The sequence below is a fragment of the Dyadobacter sp. BHUBP1 genome (genome assembly GCF_050587785.1).
Classification (GTDB): Bacteria; Bacteroidota; Bacteroidia; order Cytophagales; family Spirosomataceae; genus Dyadobacter.
This window is the reverse complement of sequence record NZ_JBOBIH010000018.1, coordinates 12509-29927: the sequence shown is the minus strand read 5'-3', so window position 1 is coordinate 29927 and position 17419 is coordinate 12509. Positions and strand designations below refer to the sequence as shown.

The window sequence follows — 17419 nt, the reverse complement described above, 5'->3', positions numbered from 1 at the left end:
CGCGATGCAGTAAAATACCGCGCTTCGACTGCTCAGTGTAACAACAAAAAGCATTAATCCAAAAGAACCTCCGCATCCCGCTCATTTGGCGAAGTGCCGTCTGCCGAGATCTCCGAACGCTTCCCTATTACCAATGCAGCGCCGGTTACAGCCGTTGCGGTGACAATGATATCAAACAAAACACTAACTGTCACCGCGATGGGCTCTGAAACACCCAGCATCACCGAGCCGCGCAAATACACGAGCTCCCGTACGCCTATTCCGCCGATGCTCAGCGGAAACACTGTGGCGATGGAGGAAAGCAGAAAAAGCAATGCGTAGTCGGCCCAATGGCTGGTTTCGCCCATAGAGTAGAGCAAAAAACCGGTACAAATGATCTGAAAAGCCTGGGTGCCGAACGACAGCAGCAATATGCGGCCCAGCACCGGGATAATGCCCGGCAGCCACTTTTTGGCACTCCACCACAGTACGCCTGCGCCCGGCAAGGCCAGCGCGGGTACGGCGGCAATAAACGGATTGTCGTAAAACCGGACCATACCGATCATACCGGCCAGGAACCCGAGCATGACAAAACCGATAGTACGGTCCCAGAGCAAGATGCGTGTGAGCTGCATCGTGCCTTGTGCCGGAAAATGCTGTTTCAAACGGAGCAGCTTGTAGGCATCGCCTCCCAGCCCCCCGGGCAGGAACATCCCGTAAAACATGCTGATCCAATGCAAATGCATCCCGCCGTAATGCGACAGCCCTACTGCGTGCGCTTGAAGGATTGTAGTCAGCCGCACCGCCGCTGTGATGCGGGAGGCCAGGTAGGGCACAAACGCCAATGCCAGCAGCAGCTTGTCGGCCTTGTCAATGGCCCCCGATACACTTTTCAGGTCGATGCGGCTAAAAACCCACCAGAGAAGCGCCACCGTGATTGCGAATTTCAGGAGCCATTTCAGGTATTTCGTCATGCGTCAGTCTCTTTTCAAATGCACGAGACCGATATTCTTGCATGCTTCCAGGCGGGTCCGGGGATTGATAAAGCCGGGTTTCAGTTTCGTTGTATCAAAATCGAGGTAATGATACGCCTCGCGCGCCCCGAACCCGCCCGCCCGCTGCAATGCGAATATCTCGTCAATTGGCCCCACCACCCAGAAATCCTTCCGGGATACCAACGCTGCCGAGTTGGCCTCGGTGTAAAAATACCCGGAATAGTAATTCAACGTGGGACTTTCCCAGTTCATGACGTAAATATTGTTCTCTTCCAGGCCGAGGTCCTTGATTTTGCCGGCAATGTGCTGTCCGGCCTGGTACCTTTGTAATTCATAATAGAAGCTGCCGTTCATCAGCACATTCACCAGCACCGAAGCGCTCAGTGAAATGCCTATCAACCGGTGCGGCCAGCCCTTGGTCATGCGCCATTCGTAGAACACCAGATACAGTGCCGGCGCCACCAGCAGTAGAATCGCGTATGCCTTCACCGGGAACAGGTAGAGGTTGATTAAAAGCCCCAGCAGGATCATAACCACCGCCACGAACTTTTGCATGCCATTGAGCACGTTGCTTTCGGTGCTTTCGGGTTTAACTTTTTCCAGCTCACCTGCGATAAGGATGGCAAAAAACGGGAAGAGGATATTGAGATAATGCGGTAAGCGGAAATTGGACGCTGAGAGAATGCAGAACATCACGACAATCGTAGTCCAGCTGAGTATTTCCCCATTTTTCTCAGGAGAAAATCTTCTTTTAATTAACTCATATCCTCTTTTAAATACTGCCCAATAACCCAGCATGCACCAGGGCAAAAGTGCCCATAACAACGAATGGAAGAACAGGAACGGATCGTTGCCGCCGGAGCTCCCCCAGTTTACGCCATTGAGCCGCTCGGTATTCTGATGAAACAGAATAAATGCGACCCCGGAAGTACGGCTAATCCCGCGAATGACTTTGCCGGGATGGAGGTCATATTGCAAATAGTAGGAATATAATACCGGACTGATGAATACAAAGAAAAGCGGTATCGCCCAGATCCATTTCAGCGAAAACAGGAACCGCCAGTTGCGGGTATAAAGCAGTTGCGAGCCGACGGCGATCACCGGGACCGCCGCTCCCGACATGCCCTTCGTCGAAAACGACAATGCCAGCACGGCAGTGCCGGCGATCAGCAGGGCCGGCTTCAGCGTGAGTGTATATTCGTAAAGCAGCCAGGTAGCGGTGATGATGAACGAAAGCAGCAATGCATCCATTCTCACATCGTTATGAGCGAGAATGTACGCTTGCGTGGACACCAGGATCAGCACGGCGTGCATTCCGGCTTGCCGGCCATAGAGCCTCGCAGCCAGCCGGAATGTAGCGTAAATGCCCGGGATCGCCAGCAGCAGGCTAGGCAATTTGTACGACAATGTGCCGATGCCCAGCAGCATATCGCCCAGCGCGGAGAGCCAGAAGAGCATATGCGGCTTATCCAGATAATCGCGGCCGCGGTCGATGAGGCTCACGTAGTCACCCGTGAGGTGCATATGCATACCTATCAGCGCATGATGCGCACTGTCGTTATCGAAAAGCGGCAGCAACAGGCCCAGGATGTAAATCGAGAGGATCAGGCCGGCGTACAGGTACCGGATGTAAAGCGGATGTTTTTGCATAAAAAATTTCAGGATCAGACGGGTTCGCTCGTTCTGCGCCCCTGCTTCGGTGTGTGTCCGTTCCGGAGAGCCGGTTCAACCGGGCCCTCGATAATTTCGCGGACGGTATAAGGTGTTTTGCCTGAACCCTCATAGTAGCTGCGCATGAGCATTTCGGCTATCAGGCCCATCAGTACGATCACGATGCCGGACATTGCCAGCGCTAAACCCGCCAGGGTGCCGGTGGTGCCTGAAAACAGGTGAATCAATTGCCAGAGCAGCAGCAGTACACCGGCAGCCAGGAAGCTTCCGCCCAATGCGCCGAAAAGATGCATGGGCTTTCTCATCCAGCGCTGCATGTAAACCATCAGCAGCAAATCGCCCAGCACTTTCGTGGTACGTCCGAGGCCATATTTGGATTTCCCGAAGCGGCGTTTGTGATGGCGTACGGGCACTTCGGTCATGCGGGCGCCGGTGATATTGCCCAGCACGGGAATAAACCGGTGCAGCTCACCGTATAGCCCGAGGCGTTCGGCAGCCTCTCTGCGGAAGACTTTCAGCGTGCAGCCGTAGTCACGCAGGTGCACGCCCGTGAGGTTTCGGATCATGGCATTGGCCATCCGGCTGGGTAGTTTGCGGAGGAGCCAGCCATCGAGCCGGTTGGCGCGGTATCCCGCCACGATGTCCCAATGCCCGCTTCGGGCGTGTTCGAGCATCGCGGGAATATCGGCCGGATCGTTCTGAAGGTCGCCATCGAGGGTAACGATGTATTCCCCCGAAGCATGGGCAATGCCGGCGGCCATAGCGCTGGTCTGCCCGAAATTACGGGTCATCACAATGACCTTCAAACGCTCGTCGCCGGCCTGTTTCAACCTTTTTACGGTGTCGTCGGTAGAGCCATCGTCAACCGTTATGATCTCGTAATTGAAGTTTTTCAGGGTATCGCGCACCGCTTGGAGCAAATGGGGTACGTTATCCTGCTCATTAAAAAGTGGAATAACAACGGAAATCTGGCAACCGTGTTTTTTCCGTATTTCAGGAAACAAATCATACGATGCATGCAGCTCGAAAAATTCTTCCATTCTAATCGAAATGGTGTGATGGTTGTTGATGTGAAGGCAGCACAGTGCCTCGTTATCGCAACAACGAAGCCGTGATTAATGGTTTACCAAAATCACACATCTAACAATTTGATAACAAACACATTGAGCGACCAGTAAACTTTATCGATTTGGCTACAATAAAGACACATTATGATAAAAAATAGATCTTACTACATGTTTTGAAGAATCGAATATTTACTTATATTCGATACCAGTCACCCCAATAATTCTACGAATTCTATGAAACACAGTTTACTCGTTGTTCCCCTGCTCTTGCTATGCGTTCACGCCTCTTTTTCGCAGTCAACAAAAGGAGCAATTGACGCATTCGCGGCCAACACCGGCGCGCTGCCTACCATTGACCCCGCTACCGGGTCGCTGAGTTTCCTCCGTTTTCCCGCTCAAAGGGCTTTGCCCATCAACGGCGGCGATGCTCAGCAGAAATCCATGAACTTCACATCACAGTACAAAACCCTTTTCGCACTCCGCCCCGGCGAAGATGAATTTCGTCTCAGGGAGCAGAAAACAGATAACTACGGTCTGCAGAATGTCACATTGCAACAAACTTACAAGGGTGTACCGGTGTATGACGGCCTGATGAAATTCCATTACAACAAGGGTCAGGCCCTCACAGCCCTGAACGGCAATTTTATTTCCGAGATCAAGGTCAATGTAGTGCCTACCCTTGCCCAGCACGAGGCGGAATCCATCGCAACCGGAATTGTGACCACACAGCAGCTGGGTAAATCGTCGGTTCCTGTGAAAGCCTACAAAAGCACACTTTACATTTTTCAGAAAGGGCTCGCCCAGGGTTACAACGGGGCGAAATTTCTCGTGTACGAAGTAGAAGTGCGCAATGATGCCGATGTACGTGAATTTCTGTTTATCGACGCACACAGCGGTGCGCTCGTCGAGCAGTTCAAGGGTATGCATAACATCAACCGGGTGCTTTACGAAACGTCGATCAGCGTTTCTAACCGCAAGTGGCAGGAGGGCGAACCGTTTCCCGGTTCGCTCGACCAATGGCAGCAATCAGAAGTGCAAAGCGCGGGTTTCATTTACAATCTGATTAAAAATGCATTCGGGTACACCTCTTATAATGGCGCGGATGCAACCATGATCACGATCAACAACAACCCTGCCATCCAGTGCCCGAACGCCAACTGGAACGGTGTAAGCGCCAACTACTGTACGGGTACCGCCACCGACGACGTTGTAGCGCACGAATGGGGCCATGCCTATACCGAATACACCAGCGGACTGATTTACCAATGGCAGCCCGGTGCATTGAACGAGGCCTATTCGGATATTTGGGGTGAAACCGTGGACCAGCTCGACGGCGGTTATATGGACGGAGGCGAATCCAGTGCAAACCGGACCGGATGTGCAAGTTCGGACCGGTGGCTAATGGGCGAAAAAGCCACTGCATTCGGCGGGGCAATCCGGGATATGTGGGATCCCACCTGCAAGGGGGACCCCGGTAAAGTGACCGATCCCCAATACTGGTGTGCCAACACCGATGAAGGTGGCGTACACATCAATAGCGGCGTACTTAACCATGCTTATGCATTGCTGGTCGATGGCGGCACTTACAATGGCCAAACTATCAACGGCATAGGCCTCACAAAAGCCGCTCATATTTTCTGGCGGGCGCAATCGGTATATATGACTGCGACAACCGATTTTGCCGCCCAGGCCGATATTCTCGAAGCTGCCGCCAACGACCTGATCGACGCCGATTTGCAAGGCTTGTCTACGGATCCAACCCCTGCCGGCCTGTACAATCAGAAGATTTCGGCTGCCGACGTTGCCGAGCTTGTTAAGGTCATCGCTGCCGTCGAGCTGCGCGCTGCGAATAATTGCGGATTCGCAGCCACGCTCCAACCGGCACCCGCACTATGCGAGGGTGCAAATGCAGGACTGGCAATCTTTTACGAAGGTTTTGAATCGGGCCTCGGAGGGTTCACCACCTCTTTCACGACGTCGTCCGCCGGCTGGGTGAACCGCCAATGGCAGCAGGTAGCATCACCGGGCGGACGTGCCGGTCACGCCGCATTCGGAATCGACTACCAGGGGGGCAACTGCAACACAGCTACCGACCAGACCGGCATCATCCGTATGGAGAGCCCGGTAATCGCGATTCCCGCTGGTACAGCCGGTACATTGAGTCTGGCATTTGACCATTTCATCGCAATAGAAGATACCTGGGATGGGGGCATAGTCAAATACAGGATCGACGGTGCTTCCGAATGGACACAGGTACCCGCCGCGGCGTTCACCGCCAACGGCTACAATAATTTCCTGAACACCAGCGGAGCAGGTAACTCGAATCCGCTCCAGGGGCTCGCCGCCTTTACCGGAACCGACCAGGGATCGGTCACGGGTTCATGGGGTCAAAGCCAAATCAACCTGTCGTCGCTTAACCTTCTTCCCGGGCACACCATTCAGTTCCGCTTCGAGCTGGGCACCGATATCTGCGGCGGTATCGAAGGATGGTATGTGGATGATGTGCGGGTGTTCACCTGCGCGGTTACACCGGCAGTTCACTTCGCGGCGGCAGGGACCAGCATGAACGAGGGGGAAGCAACTAATGTGGATCCATCGACTTGCCTCAAATACATCGACAAAGTGGTGACCGTAGGGATCGACAAAGCACCTACACAACCGGTAACTGTTACATTCAACGCGCCGACAGGCACGGCCAGGCAAGGCGCAAACGGCGACTACACCATTTCCCCTGCATTCGTTACGCTCGATGCGGGTTCTATGAGCAAGACAGTTACCGTCAGGGTGTTCAACGACGCGTATGTAGAGGGGCCCGAAACGATCAACCTCTCGTACGGACTGAATGCGAATGGCGGCGATGGCTATGCGGCAAGCAGCCTGCAAAATTTCGAGTTGACGATTAACGACGACGACCTGGAACCGGGCAATTACACCGACGAACTACTGAGTTCCAACTTTGATAACGGGCCCCAGGGCTGGAAGGTTATCAACGGAGGCAATTCGGAGCATACATGGGGGATAGCCCAATATACCAACGCGGGCTTCGAAAACAGATCACCGTTCTTCTTTGTAAACAGCAATATCAGTAACAGCTACATTCTCGACGAAACCCTGGAGTCCCCTGCCATCAACACCTCTGGCAGAAAAAACATGGTGCTTACTTTCAAACAGATATGGGAAGTGCAAGCCGGCAGTGATCCTGAGGTAGGAACTGTTGAAGTTTGGGACGGCTCGGCATGGCATCTCCTGCTGACCCAAAATGAGGCGACCGGCAATCTTGGAAGCCTGTTCGGCTTTACGTCGAATACAAAAGTCCTGAATATTCCGGATAACTATGCGAACGTCAATATGAAGTTCAGGTTCCGCTATGTCTCCCGGTCGGAAATATGGTGGGCAATCGACGATGTGAAGCTAACGGCCACCAATTCCACCCAGATCATGTCAACGGTCAACACCGGCAATGCTGCACAGCAATATCTCGGGCCAAACGAAACCGCGGTTTTCTACGATCCGGCAACCGGTAACCTGATGGCCAAAATCAAGAACCTGAGCGCTCATGATTATGGCTGTACCACTGTTGAGGTCGATCGGTCCGGCGCAAATGAAACGGCATGGCTGGGAAATTATAAGGTAACAAACAAAACCTTCAAAGTAACGCCTACCAATAACAATCCTTCCGGGCAATACGAAATTACGCTTTACTACAAAGCGTCCGAATTAAACACCTTCACGCCGGCCGATATCCAGTCGATGGGCAAAAGCCCCGTGGGCATCGCAACGAGCGACGCCGCCAATACTTCGCTGGTAGCGGTGGTATCGGCACCGGCATTCAACGGCGACTACGCATTTACTTCAACCTTCAACACCGGATTCTCCGGGTTCGGCCTCTCCAATGCGCCTCCGGGGTCCGCATTGCCTGTAACACTCGTGAATTTCGAAGGAAAACATACCTCTGAAGGTAATGTGCTTCAATGGACGACCAGTTCGGAGAGCAACAGCGACTATTTCGCGATCGAAGAAAGCGCCAATGGCAAGAGCTTCATCGAATCCGGACGAGTGAAAAGCGCAGGCAATGCCTCCGTAACAAACCGTTACAGTTTTACGGACGTGGACTTCAACAAGGGGATTACTTATTATCGTCTCAAACAGGTGGACTTCGACGGCAAATACGCTTACAGCCGCATTGTCTCAATCGATGCACCTTCGGCCGGAAATATCCGCTTTTACCCCAACCCTGTCGAATCGGTGCTTCATATCGAACTGCCGAACCTGCAAGGTTCATGGGTGAATGCGAAGGTGATCAACACCTCGGGGCAAACCGTAATGGTGAAGGAAAAAGCCACTTTTCAAAATGGCAGGCTCACAATGCAACTCGGTAAACTGCCGGCGGGCATTTATCAGGTACTGATTACCAATGATAAGGTACACTACCAGCTGTCGGTCCTCAGGCCCTGACGATTTGAGACCAACAAAAATGGGTTGCAGTAATCTGCAACCCATTTTTGTTGAATACTTCTTAATACACTTCATCTGTCACTTTTGCTAACCAATCGGCAACTTCTTTCGCATTCGGATCCTGATTATGGATAATGACATTGCCGGTTTGTCGGAGAAATACCGCGGCATAGGTTTTCTTTTCAGTGTCGTAGGTGTAGCTATAAAAACGTATGAAGCCCAGGTCCGCGCCGCCATTGACTGGTTTGGACAAATCATCGCCGGTAATCTTTCGGGCGGCATTCATGTACTTGTCCAGATCCGACGCCTCGATTTTAACGGAAGATATCTTCGTTTGCGAAATATTAGCCTCCATTTCTTCCTTCGAAAGCACGGATTTCAGCCCGGCGTCGTTCCAGCTTGCAGGATTGTCGTAAGTCCTTACCTGCCCCTGTTTATCAATCAAAAGGCCCTTGAGCTGGTTACCCCATGCCTGGTTGGTATACTGGACTTCAAAATAAACTTCCTGTTCGTTGGCAACCGCAACGTCCTCTGAGCAGGAAATAGCCAGCGCAGCCAGAGCACTGAAAAACAGGGTCGGAATGATGCGTATCGCTTTCATTTTTCAAATAGCTGATTGACCCAAATTTAATCATTTTGCACCATTGAATGACCACCAATTTTATCGGAACCTTGAAACAAGGAATGCCCCGTGAAACCACGAGGCATTCCGAATATAACCAACCAAACCTTCCGGACCTACTCGGGATTCTGCACCAGCGACGGGTTCAGCACCGTTTCCGCTTCGGGGAAGAAATGTACCACCCGTGGGTGTGTATACGGGATCTCCTGCTTCACCGCGCCTGCAAGCAAATGCGTGCCCGGGTAGTTGCGTTCCATCGTGCGCTTGTTGCGGAAAACATCGTGTTTACGCAAGCCTTCCCAGGCAAATTCCAAATGCGATTCTTCCAGCACCACATCGAGCACGCTGGCATAGCCCATCATATTCGTGACCGAGAAAAGCTCCGCGCCCGATAAACCCGCCCGCTTCCGGATCAGGTTGACGTCTTCGAGCGCCTCCGCATTCTTACCCAGCTTCGCATTGGCTTCCGCGCGGATCAGGTACATTTCGGCCAGGCGGAAAAGTACCGGCGAGCTCAGCATCGGGTAGCCTTCCTGATACGAAAATTTGCTGATGTAATACTTCGGATAACCATTGCGCGTAGCCAGGACCTTGTTTCCGGCCGCGTCGGTCTTGATGGATCCGTCGGCGTTCTTTTCATAAACCGGGATAATGTAGTCCCGGCGTTTGTCGTTCGGGAATTTGTCGATGAGCTTCCGATATTTCTCCGAAGCATACATTTCGCCCCAGCCTTCACCATCCGACAAATACATGGCTCCGATCGCGGAATATCCCCGGTTGTCCTTTACCGTGTGACGCACCGCAAAAATCGTTTCCGTGTTCGACTCGGGCACGGTGGTGTAGTATTTAGGCAAATTCGCTGTCGCGACGAGCGAGTAGCGGTTCGAGCTGATTACCTTATTGGCATACTCTATTGCTTTCTCGTTGTTTTCCATGTAGAGATAAATACGACTCAACATGGCATAGGCCACTTCTTTGGAAGCAAAGTTGTTGTTCTTCGCGATGGTCATCAGGCTGATCGACTTTTCGAGGTCCTGGATCACCGCTGCATACACCTCCTTCACCGTACCCCGGGTGGGCTTCTGCGCGGGCTGTTCGGTGGATTTGACCACGATTACACCCGGCGAAGCGCCCGCATCGGGGGCGTACGGGCGTGCGAACACGTTGGCAAGGTGGAAATGCAGCAATGCCCGCAGGAAGTAGTTTTCTCCCAAAACCTGATCCAGCTCCGCCGATTGCCCCTCTTTCAGGAGCCCGATAATTACGTTGGTGCCGTAAATGGCCTGGTACGACTTGGTATAAAAGTTCGTAGCCAATGCGCTGGTTTTGATATGATTGTAATTATAGGAAAAATACAGCGGGTCGGATGTGGTACCACTCAGGGAGACATTGTCTGACGGAAATTCAGACATCATATGATACGAACGAATGTAATTTCCGTCTTTCAAAATGGCATAGTTACCCAGGGTAGCGGCTTTAAGCCCCTCCGGCGTGTTCACGACCTGCGTCGAAGTAAGGCCGTCGTAAGGCGTAATGGTGAGCTCGTCGGAGCAACCGGTTAGCAGCGCGCCGCTCAGCATGGCGGCAAATGCCGTTGATTTAATATAACGTTTCATCGTATTGGCTTAGAAATTAAGATTTACACCGAACATAAGCTTCTTGCTGCTCGGATAACGTGAGCTGTTGGTACCATTGCTGAGATCGACCTCCGGATCGACGCCCGAGAACTTGGTCCAGGTAATGAGGTTATCGCCGCTGGCAAACACCGACAGTCCGCTGATATGCAGCCGCTCCGTGAAAACCTTGGGAATCTCGTAGCTCAGGCGCACGTTCCGCAGGCGGAGGTAACTGCCGTCTTCCAGGTAGCGCGACGATGTTTTGTTCGAGTTCTTGTTGCCGTTCACAACTGCTTTGGGATGCGTGGCAATGTCGCCTTCTTTTTCCCAGCGCGTCCAGCCGTCCTGCAAACGCATTTTGTTATAGGTAGGATACGCGCCGTCATCGTCGAACAGTTCCCGGTTGTAGATATACACCTTGTTACCCGATACAAACGTGAAGAATGCCGAAAGCGTTACCCCGCCATATTTGAATGTGTTGGTCATACCGCCGGTAAATTTCGGGTTTCTTGAACCTACAAAAACACGTGTTGCGCTGTTGTAGACATTGGTAGTCGATTCCACGATATTGCCCGACGCATCCCTGGTTTGCAAGAGCCACTGCGGGTCGCCGTTGTTGGGGTCAACGCCCATCCATTTACGCATATACCACGATCCCAGCTCCCGCCCCACCTCGATGCGCTGGTTACCGCTTTCGATCGGCTCGTTTTTGTTAAGCGCGAGCACTTTGTTTCTGTTCACGGAAAAATTGAAGCTGGTCTCCCAATTGAATGCCCCGCGGATATTTTTAGAAGCGATTTCAAGGTCAATACCCCGATTGCGCACCGATCCGATATTCTGGATCTGGGTCGTAAAGCCGGTGGTTGCCTCCAATGGTACATTTTGCAACACATCCTTATTGAGGCGGTTATAAAGGTCGATTACCAGATCAATGCGGTTAAAGAAGCCGATGTTGATCCCGGCATCGTAGGTGTACGCCTTCTCCCATGTCAAATTAGGATTTGCCTTACGTGCGGGGAAGCCGGCAGGCAGGCCGCCGTACTGTGCATTGAAATCGTACAGGTCCTGCGCCACAAAATCACCGATGTTGGCATTACCTGTCGTTCCATAGCTCGTGCGTACTTTAAACAAGTGGATTTTGTCTTTCAAAGAACCAAAAAACTCCTCGCTCGAAATATTCCATGCCGCCCCGATGGAGTAGAAGTTACCATAACGGTTGTCTTTGCCAAAGCGCGACGAGCCGTCGCGACGGAAGGAAACCGTGGCGAAGTACTTGTTATACAGGTCGTAATCCACATTGATGAATGCGGATGCGAATGCATTCTTGGTTTTATAGCCGGTAAGCGAAGTCGGGGTGGCGGTGACGTTCAGGATGTCGAGCGACGGGAAAATACCCTGCCCGGTACCGCCCATGCCGTCGGTTTTATTGCCTTGAAACTCCGCACCCAGGATTGCATTGAAAGTATGTGCACCGAATGTTTTGTTGGCATTCAGCAGGTTGGAAGTAATGAAACTGCCGGTGTATTCATAGCTGTTCGAAAGTGAACCATTGTAGGACTTGCCCGTCGGCGTGCGCGCATCTACGTTCGATTCGGTGCGGGTGTTGGTCACGGCGTACCGGTTCGAAGTCGAGAAGGTCAGCCAGTCGAGGATATTGTATTCCAACTTCACATCTCCCTGAATACCTGAGCCGCGGTTCTGGTTGAAGTTATACTGGTTGTTAAAAAGGAAGTTATTCCGGTCGCGGCCATACCAGTCGGTGGTGTTGGCATCCACGTAACGGTATGAACCATCCGCATTATACGGATTATCCCAGGGCAGGTTGATATAACCCTGGTACAAATACCCCTGGTCGTTCTGGCGATTGTTGAAAAAAGTATTCACACGGGCTGTGAGCTTCACCCTTTCGTTGAGGTTATGCTCGATATTGGCGCGGAAGTTGACGTTTTCGTAACCAGTTTTCAGGATCACCCCCTCTTCCTTGTAATAGTTTGCCCCAAAATGGAAGCGCGTCCGGTCATTTCCGCCCGACATCGACAAGGCATGATTATGCGTGATGCCGGTGCGAAACGTCTTATCGAGCCAATCGGTATTACCGGGCGTTGCAGGGAGAAAACGGCTCTGGTAACCCGCGTATGCCGTCGGGAAATTGTTGGCCGTGAGGTAAGCATTGATCTGCGCGTCGGTCGGGTTCGGCGTGGTAGCACTGAGCTGGGCGATGTAGTTGGCGCGTTTGGCATCATAGTCGTTCTGGTACATCTTGTTGGTGAAGTCGTACAGTTCCTGACCGTTCATGACTTCAAAGTTACCGCGCAGTACCCGGCTGAAACCCACCGAGCCGTTATAATTGATCTGCGTTTTCCCCGATTTGCCGCTCTTGGTCGTGATTACGACCACACCATTAGACGCGCGCGAACCGTACAAACCGGTGGCCGCGGCATCTTTCAGAATGGAGATGGAGGCAATGTCGTTGGGGTTCGCGGTACCGCCGATCAGGCCGTCGATCACGTACAGCGGTTCGGCGCCGGCCGTAATGGAACCGGTCCCGCGTACACGCACGCTCGGTTCCGTACCTGGCGCGCCGCTAGCGCTCGACACCACCACACCTGCCACACGGCCTTGCAGCATGGTGGCGGTATTGTTGCTCGTGACCGTTTTTAGTTCCGAGCCCTTAATGACCGATACCGAGCTCACCAGCTCCGATTTCGACCGGCTCGAATACCCCGTCACGATCACCTCGTCGAGGCTGGAAACATCTTCCACCAGGGTGATGTCGATCACTGAACGGTTCTGTACCGGAATGGTCTGGCTTTTGAAACCGATAAAGCTCGCTACGAGCACATCATTGGGGTTATTGGAATTGAGGGTAAAATGCCCGTCCGCGTCCGTCTGCGTCCCGACGGTTGTTCCCTGGATCACGATGTTGACCCCGGTAAGCGGGACACCCTTGCTGTCGACCACCCTCCCTTTCACGGGACCGGCGGCATGCGGGCGTACCGCATGGATCCGCTCCAGAGGCCGGGCGCCGGAATCCAGCGGGATCATCAGCGGCATGGCAAATCCGGCCATGGCAGCCGTTCGAAACAGAATTTGGGTAAATCTCGGTTTCATAGATTTAAGAATTGGTTAAAGAGTTATGAGTAGAATAAATTTGTTAGAATTCTAACCACACCAAAATTAACCGTGTCACCGAGATTAACAAGAAAAAATATTAAAATGTGTCCGCACACACTAGCACTTTTATGTCCAGAACTAGTCCTTTACACTCATGGATTAAGACTAGAATTTGTTTTACAAAATGACCGGTAAAAATAAATCGGACTGGAAAAATCCAGCCCGATTTATCTGTAAAACACAAAAAGATGACGGCCTTAGCCAAAGCGGCCGATTTACTCCACCGCAATATATTTGCCGGAGCAGGCTTCAATACAACCATAACCCAGCGTAAGCTTGCCCGCGGACAGATCCGAATAATACCAGATATGCGACGGCGCAGATTTATCGATCGGGATCAGCTCTATGCGCTTGTCATCGAGCACTTTGTACGCATTGAACAATGGCACCGAAGATTGCCCCTGGCCCTTTTGCTCGATAAATTCGCCGTTTTCCTTAAACTCGATGGTATGCGCGACGTCGGCTGTCACTTCGCGGTAAGTTCCGCTGCCATCGCCCGGGTCTGCGAGGTATTCGACGAGCTTCCATTTGCCGATCAGGCCATTGTTTTCTTTCATCGCTCTCTTGGCCGTGTCGTCGATCGGATCGGCGGTTTCGTTTTTGCAGGCCATTACCGTCCAGAGGAGCATCAGCGAAAGGATTAAGCGGGTAGTTTTCATGGGCTAACAATTAAATTGGTTTCGGTTACATAGATTCACCCGTCCGCGCTTTCGTTGGAACAAATGGAAAATTTTGTAACCCAAACCGTGCAATCTTCACCACTACTTACGGATCGTCCTGAAAGTGAGATTAATCCGCGGGCCGTTCTGCGTTTTCGATTTCGGGATACGGTGCTCCCAGGTATGCTGCAAGTCGCCCTTCATAATCAGCAACGAGCCGTTTTCCAGCGTTAGCCCGTATTTCCTCGAATGATCGGGGCGATACCGGAACTCAAAGCGCCGTTCCTGCCCTATGCTCACCGAGGCGATCACGGGATTTCGGCCAAGCTCATCCTCATTGTCGCCATGCCACGCCACCGAATCGTTGCCATCGCGGTAGTAATTGAGCAAGACGCTGTTGAAAGTAAAACCCGTTTTACGTTCGATCTGGCGTTTGAGACCGGCGAGCTCTGCGGTCCACGCGTACGGCTCAAACCGTGTGCCCGAAAACGTATACGACTTATCGGTATCACCAAACCAGGCCATCAGCCTGGGGGCCGTCACCTCCTTGCCGTACATCTGCATTACCTGTTGCCGCCAGGGCACCTCCGCAACCCATCGGTGCATAAGGTTGGCACATTCAGCCGCCGGTATGAATCCAGGATAATATTCGAGTAGATCCTCGGGGAATTGAAGGGCCTCCTGCGAGCCGAACAGATTTAATTGTTTCATGAAGTTTGCTGATCAATGTTTCCGAAGCATAACAACAAACTAAGCAAAAAAGTCTACATCCGGCCAGCCAAACCTACTCCGCCGCCACCGGTTTCGCGACCACATTTCCCTGCGCGACCCACTGCACCTGCACGTTTTGCGCTTCTGCATGGCGGGCCAGTTCCGCCTCCATTTCCGGGAATTGGTGGTACATGCCTTCTTTGTGAAAACCGTAATGAATGGGTACCAGCACGTCGGCATGCAGCAGGCGCGTCACCGTAATCGCCTGAATGGGTGTAAGCGTAATGGGTACCGGGCTTGGCTCTACGCGCGGAATATTCACCACTGCGCCATTCACGGGCAGGAACACGGCATCGAAGTGCTGCCAGGTTTTGCCCAGGTGCCAGAACTGGTTATGCCACATCGTATCGCCGCCATGCAGAATGCGCTGGCCGTCGGCCTCTATTACCCACGAAACTTGCTTATCGCCTACGCCGTCCATCGCGAATACGGCCGTAACCGTGAAATTTCCGATTTGCTGTGGCGCGTTCAGCGCGAGTGCTTGCGGTGTGAAACCGTCGTTCGTCACCTCGGCGGCGATCTGATCGGAAATGACGAAACGGCCCTCTGGTTTCAGCACGGCGCGAATCGCCTCAGGGTCGTAATGGTCGGAATGCAAATGCGTGATCAGTACTACATCCGCTTCCGTGTTTCCTACAAATTGAAAAGGGTTTTGCGGCCCGATGGATGCGCCGCGTTGGTAATTCTGGACGGCATCTATGAGTAACGTCTGGCCATTGGATTCCACTTTGAGTCCCGCCCAGGATAATCTTTGGAGTTTCATGTGCTGTTGTTTTTAGTACATGACAAAAGTATTTGTTTTAGATATATGAGAAAAATGATTTATTTTTATCTAAACAATGAACAATACTCATACAATGTTAACACTGCAACACCTCTATATTATTGAAAAAATCACCAGCGAGGGTTCGGTAACCAAAGCTGCGGAGAAGCTGAACCTCACGCAATCGGCACTAAGCCACCAGATTCGCGACCTGGAAGCTGCCAGCGGCGTCAAACTCTTCAACAGGATCGGGAAAAAGCTTGTACTGAACGAAGCCGGCCAACGCGTGGTGGCAAGCTCGCAAAAAGTACTGCCCGTAATCCGCGAACTGGAAGCTGAACTGAAAGAAATGCGCGAAGGAAAGAAGCAAACGATCCGCATCAGCACCGAATGCTACACCTGCTATCACTGGCTGCCGCGGCTGCTCATCGATTTCCATGAGGAATATCCGGGCACCGACATCCAGATCGTAGCCGAAGCGACCCGCCGCCCGATGGAATACCTCGAAGCCGGGAAGCTGGAACTTGCGCTGGTTAATGGGACCAATAAGAACAACAGCCTGAATTTCGAGCCGCTTTTCGAGGACAGGATGGTGGCGTTGCTATCGGATAAGCACGCGCTCGCATTGCGCAATACCGCGCTCGAATTTTCGGATCTGCATTCCGAAACGCTGGTTGCATTCCAGATCAGCAGCGATAGTAACCTGCTCTCGCCAGACCTGGTATCACAGCTTTCTCCTAAAAAAACCATCTACATACCGATGACCGAAGCCATCGTAGAAATGGTCAGGTTCGGCATGGGCATTACCATCATAGCCGAATGGGCTGCCCGCCAATACCTGAGCACAGGCGGGCTTACGACGCTGCCTTTTCGTTCGGAGATCGGTACACGTCACTGGTACGCCTGCACGCATAAAGACCGGAGCGATGCGTTGAGCGGGCTCGTAAGCAGGATACAATCGGCATTACTGGGGACCGAAAACCCGGCTATGGCCTGATTCAGGGCATTTCGTACCCTGTAATACCCTGTTTTCTCAGCCTCTTCATGAGGAGGTTGCGCCCGCGCAGAAGCTGGGAGCGCGAAGTGCTGTCGGTAATGGAAAGCGCCTGGGCAATTTCGATGTGCGAATAGCCTTCGATCAGGCTCAAGCTGATGATCCGCTTGTAGCCATCGGGCAGCTGCGCGATCATATCATCGACGATCCCGACGCCCAGGCGGTCGATCATGCAGGTATGGTCGTTGGATTCGAAGTCCAGGGGCGACAGGTCCATCGAATGGTTCTTGGCCTCCTTTTTTGTGACACGATGATAATAGTTGATCGCCGTACGGGTAACCACCGACCGCATCCACGATTCGATCGATTCGATATTCTGCACTTCATGAAGGTGTCTGAAAATCTTCACAAATGATTCCTGGTAAATGTCTTCCGCCTCCATACGCGTCAGTGCGAACCGCGTGCAGATGCGCATGAGCTCGGTGCGGAACCGGTTGTAAAAGAGCGTCTGTGCGCGTTGGTCGTTATGCTTGCAAGCCATGACGAGGTCGGTCAGGGTGCGGTAGTTCTTTTTGGTTGATGCCTTCATGAGCTGTAAAAGGGAGTTGGGTAGTTGACAGACTTGTAATCGATGTCTGTTTATACCGCCCGGC

The 17419-nt window shown here is 52.4% G+C and carries 12 protein-coding genes; 2 read left to right on the top strand and 10 right to left on the bottom strand.

Annotation, left to right across the window (positions count from 1 at the left end):
- Positions 1-53 precede the first annotated feature (53 nt).
- Genes ACQ4MZ_RS31105 through ACQ4MZ_RS31095 form a run of 3 tightly spaced genes read right to left on the bottom strand, consistent with a single transcriptional unit; the run spans position 54 to position 3685 of the window.
- Positions 54-953: a lysylphosphatidylglycerol synthase transmembrane domain-containing protein gene (locus ACQ4MZ_RS31105; RefSeq protein WP_430851916.1), complete on the bottom strand. Its 900-nt coding sequence runs from the start codon at positions 951-953 to the stop codon at positions 54-56.
- A 3-nt stretch (positions 954-956) separates the two neighbouring features.
- Complete coding sequence (locus tag ACQ4MZ_RS31100; protein WP_430851914.1) at positions 957-2624, bottom strand: ArnT family glycosyltransferase; 1668 nt, start codon at positions 2622-2624, stop codon at positions 957-959.
- Between the two features lie 14 nt (positions 2625-2638).
- The gene (locus ACQ4MZ_RS31095; RefSeq protein WP_430851912.1) at positions 2639-3685 is read right to left on the bottom strand and encodes a glycosyltransferase family 2 protein; all 1047 of its coding nucleotides are present in this window, start codon (positions 3683-3685) and stop codon (positions 2639-2641) included.
- A 261-nt stretch (positions 3686-3946) separates the two neighbouring features.
- On the opposite strand from ACQ4MZ_RS31095, the gene ACQ4MZ_RS31090 reads away from it, so the two are divergent.
- Positions 3947-8167, top strand: coding sequence for a M4 family metallopeptidase (locus ACQ4MZ_RS31090; protein WP_430851910.1), 4221 nt, complete (start codon positions 3947-3949; stop codon positions 8165-8167).
- A 61-nt stretch (positions 8168-8228) separates the two neighbouring features.
- Here the strand turns inward: ACQ4MZ_RS31090 and ACQ4MZ_RS31085 are convergent, their stop codons facing one another.
- The 6 genes from ACQ4MZ_RS31085 to ACQ4MZ_RS31060 all read right to left on the bottom strand — a co-directional run bounded on the left by ACQ4MZ_RS31085 (position 8229) and on the right by ACQ4MZ_RS31060 (position 15772).
- Positions 8229-8768: a hypothetical protein gene (locus ACQ4MZ_RS31085; RefSeq protein ID WP_430851908.1), complete on the bottom strand. Its 540-nt coding sequence runs from the start codon at positions 8766-8768 to the stop codon at positions 8229-8231.
- A gap of 137 nt (positions 8769-8905) precedes the next feature.
- A complete protein-coding gene (locus ACQ4MZ_RS31080; protein ID WP_430851906.1) occupies positions 8906-10405 on the bottom strand; it encodes a RagB/SusD family nutrient uptake outer membrane protein in 1500 nt (499 codons plus the stop codon).
- 9 nt (positions 10406-10414) lie between these two features.
- Positions 10415-13516, bottom strand: a complete 3102-nt coding sequence (locus tag ACQ4MZ_RS31075) for a SusC/RagA family TonB-linked outer membrane protein (RefSeq protein ID WP_430851904.1) — start codon at positions 13514-13516, stop codon at positions 10415-10417.
- A 278-nt stretch (positions 13517-13794) separates the two neighbouring features.
- Complete coding sequence (locus ACQ4MZ_RS31070; protein ID WP_430851902.1) at positions 13795-14238, bottom strand: hypothetical protein; 444 nt, start codon at positions 14236-14238, stop codon at positions 13795-13797.
- Positions 14239-14340: 102 nt separating this feature from the next.
- Positions 14341-14949: an alpha-ketoglutarate-dependent dioxygenase AlkB family protein gene (locus tag ACQ4MZ_RS31065; RefSeq protein ID WP_430851900.1), complete on the bottom strand. Its 609-nt coding sequence runs from the start codon at positions 14947-14949 to the stop codon at positions 14341-14343.
- A 73-nt stretch (positions 14950-15022) separates the two neighbouring features.
- Complete coding sequence (locus tag ACQ4MZ_RS31060) at positions 15023-15772, bottom strand: MBL fold metallo-hydrolase (RefSeq protein ID WP_430851898.1); 750 nt, start codon at positions 15770-15772, stop codon at positions 15023-15025.
- Positions 15773-15866: 94 nt separating this feature from the next.
- Here ACQ4MZ_RS31060 and ACQ4MZ_RS31055 point away from each other — a divergent pair, with 94 nt between their 5' ends.
- Positions 15867-16769: a LysR family transcriptional regulator gene (locus ACQ4MZ_RS31055; RefSeq protein ID WP_430851896.1), complete on the top strand. Its 903-nt coding sequence runs from the start codon at positions 15867-15869 to the stop codon at positions 16767-16769.
- A 1-nt stretch (position 16770) separates the two neighbouring features.
- Here the strand turns inward: ACQ4MZ_RS31055 and ACQ4MZ_RS31050 are convergent, their stop codons facing one another.
- Entirely contained in the window at positions 16771-17355 is a 585-nt protein-coding gene (locus ACQ4MZ_RS31050; protein ID WP_430851894.1) for an RNA polymerase sigma factor, read from the bottom strand.
- Positions 17356-17419 lie beyond the last annotated feature (64 nt).

Bases quoted from the DNA above. Each gene is read 5' to 3' on its own strand.
- ACQ4MZ_RS31105 (WP_430851916.1), bottom strand. From the start codon at position 953: ATGACGAAATACCTGAAATGGCTCCTGAAATTCGCAATCACGGTGGCG.
- ACQ4MZ_RS31100 (WP_430851914.1), bottom strand. From the start codon at position 2,624: ATGCAAAAACATCCGCTTTACATCCGGTACCTGTACGCCGGCCTGATC.
- ACQ4MZ_RS31095 (WP_430851912.1), bottom strand. From the start codon at position 3,685: ATGGAAGAATTTTTCGAGCTGCATGCATCGTATGATTTGTTTCCTGAA.
- ACQ4MZ_RS31090 (WP_430851910.1), top strand. From the start codon at position 3,947: ATGAAACACAGTTTACTCGTTGTTCCCCTGCTCTTGCTATGCGTTCAC.
- ACQ4MZ_RS31085 (WP_430851908.1), bottom strand. From the start codon at position 8,768: ATGAAAGCGATACGCATCATTCCGACCCTGTTTTTCAGTGCTCTGGCT.
- ACQ4MZ_RS31080 (WP_430851906.1), bottom strand. From the start codon at position 10,405: ATGAAACGTTATATTAAATCAACGGCATTTGCCGCCATGCTGAGCGGC.
- ACQ4MZ_RS31075 (WP_430851904.1), bottom strand. From the start codon at position 13,516: ATGAAACCGAGATTTACCCAAATTCTGTTTCGAACGGCTGCCATGGCC.
- ACQ4MZ_RS31070 (WP_430851902.1), bottom strand. From the start codon at position 14,238: ATGAAAACTACCCGCTTAATCCTTTCGCTGATGCTCCTCTGGACGGTA.
- ACQ4MZ_RS31065 (WP_430851900.1), bottom strand. From the start codon at position 14,949: ATGAAACAATTAAATCTGTTCGGCTCGCAGGAGGCCCTTCAATTCCCC.
- ACQ4MZ_RS31060 (WP_430851898.1), bottom strand. From the start codon at position 15,772: ATGAAACTCCAAAGATTATCCTGGGCGGGACTCAAAGTGGAATCCAAT.
- ACQ4MZ_RS31055 (WP_430851896.1), top strand. From the start codon at position 15,867: ATGTTAACACTGCAACACCTCTATATTATTGAAAAAATCACCAGCGAG.
- ACQ4MZ_RS31050 (WP_430851894.1), bottom strand. From the start codon at position 17,355: ATGAAGGCATCAACCAAAAAGAACTACCGCACCCTGACCGACCTCGTC.